Source organism: Streptomyces atriruber (assembly GCF_001418325.1).
GTDB classification, from domain to species: Bacteria; Actinomycetota; Actinomycetes; order Streptomycetales; family Streptomycetaceae; genus Streptomyces; species Streptomyces atriruber.
Map to the genome: position 1 here is coordinate 1 of NZ_LIPN01000639.1, position 1844 is coordinate 1844.

Below are 1844 nucleotides of genomic sequence, written 5' to 3' on the forward strand. Positions count from 1 at the left end.
CGCTGGCCGACCCCGGACTGCTCGGCATCAACCTCGGCGCATCGGCCGCCGTCGTCAGCGCCATCAGCTTCTTCGGCGTCACCTCGCTGAGCGGCTACGTGTGGTTCGCCTTCACCGGCGCGATGCTCGTGGGCGTCCTGCTCTACTTCCTCGGCGGATCGCGCGGGGCGACCCCGGTGCGGCTCGCGCTGGCGGGCACCGCGCTCAGCGCGGCGCTCTACGGCTATCTGCAGGCCGTCATGATCATGGACGGCGCCGCGCTGAACAAGATGCGCTTCTGGACGGTCGGCTCCCTGGCCTCCGCCAACATGGACACCATCAAGCAGGTGCTGCCGTTCCTCGCGGTCGGCGCCGTCCTCGCCCTCTGTCTGGGCAGGCCCCTGAACGCGATGGCCATGGGCGAGGACACCGCCCGCGCGCTCGGCGCCCACCTGACGCGCACCCGCATCCTGTCCATGGCGGCGGCGACCCTGCTGTGCGGGGCCGCGACCGCGGCCTGCGGGCCGATCGTGTTCATCGGCCTGATGGTGCCGCACATCGTGCGCTCCTTCACCGGACCCGACATGCGCTGGATCCTGCCGTACGCGGCCGTCCTCTCGCCGGTCCTGCTGCTCGGCGCGGACGTCGTCGGGCGTCTCGTGGCCCGGCCCGCGGAGCTCCAGGTCGGCATCGTGACCGCGGTCATCGGAGCGCCGGTCTTCATCTTCCTCGTACGTCGGCGCAAGGTGGCCCAGCTGTGAAGGCGATACGCACCCGGGGCGGGCTCTCCGTCCGGCTCGACGTCCGCACGACCGTGGTCGTCACGCTCCTCGTGGTCGCCGCCCTCGTCTCGGGCGTCGTCCTGATCGGCACCGGCGACTTCCCCATCCCGGCCGCCGACGTCATCCGCACCCTGCTCGGCAACGGCGACGCCGGACAGGAGTTCATCATCAACGACCTGCGGCTGCCGCGGGTCCTCGTCGGGCTCCTGGTGGGCGCGGCCCTCGGGCTCGGCGGCGCGCTGTTCCAGTCCATCGCGCGCAATCCGCTGGGCAGCCCGGACGTGCTCGGCCTCGGACAGGGGTCGACCGCCGGGGCGCTCACCATGATCGTCCTGTTCCAGGGCAGCGCGGTCGAGGTCGCCGGCGGCGCGCTCGTCGGCGGTCTCGTCACCGGCCTCGCCATCTATCTGCTCGCCTGGAAGCGCGGCGTGCACGGTTACCGCCTCGTCCTCGTCGGCATCGGCGTCTCCGCGTTCATCACCGCCGTCAACGGCTATCTGCTCACCAAGGCGGACTTCGTCGACGCCGCCCGCTCCGTGGTCTGGATGACCGGCTCCCTCAACGGCCGCGACTGGGAACAGGTCTGGCCGCTGCTCGTGCTCTGCGCCGTCCTCGTACCGCTCGTGCTCGTGTACGGGCGTCCGCTGCGGATGCTGGAGATGGGCGACGACGTCGCGAACTCGCTCGGCGTACGCGTCGAACGCACCCGGTTCGTCCTCCTTGGCGCCTCCGTGCTGCTCACCGCGGCCGCCACCGCCGCCGCGGGCCCGGTCAGTTTCGTCGCGCTCACCGCGCCCCAGCTGGCCCGCCGCCTCACGCGCTCGCCCGGCCCCAACCTGATGCCCGCCATGTTCATGGGCGCCACGCTCCTGATCGTCGCGGACTGGGCCTCGCAGCGGGCCTTCGGCGCCGACCAGCTGCCCGTCGGCGTCGTCACCGGTGTGCTCGGCGGCGTCTATCTGCTGTGGCTGCTCGTCACCCAGCGCAAGGCGGGACGGATATGAAGCCCCGCCGCGAACTCGTACCACCCCACGACCAGGAGCGTGCTGCTGTGAACCGGCTCATCGCCGACGACGTCACCCT

2 protein-coding genes are annotated in these 1844 nt (G+C 71.7%); both read left to right on the forward strand.

Going from position 1 to position 1844, the window contains the following annotated elements; all coding sequences use genetic code 11:
* Positions 1-740 (forward strand): FecCD family ABC transporter permease (locus AOK03_RS39575; protein WP_055570166.1); only part of this gene is annotated, 740 nt, incomplete at its 5' end.
* Entirely contained in the window at positions 737-1765 is a 1029-nt protein-coding gene (locus AOK03_RS39580) for a FecCD family ABC transporter permease (protein WP_055570167.1), read from the forward strand. The genes AOK03_RS39575 and AOK03_RS39580, both read left to right, overlap by 4 nt.
* The last annotated feature ends 79 nt before the right edge of the window (positions 1766-1844 follow it).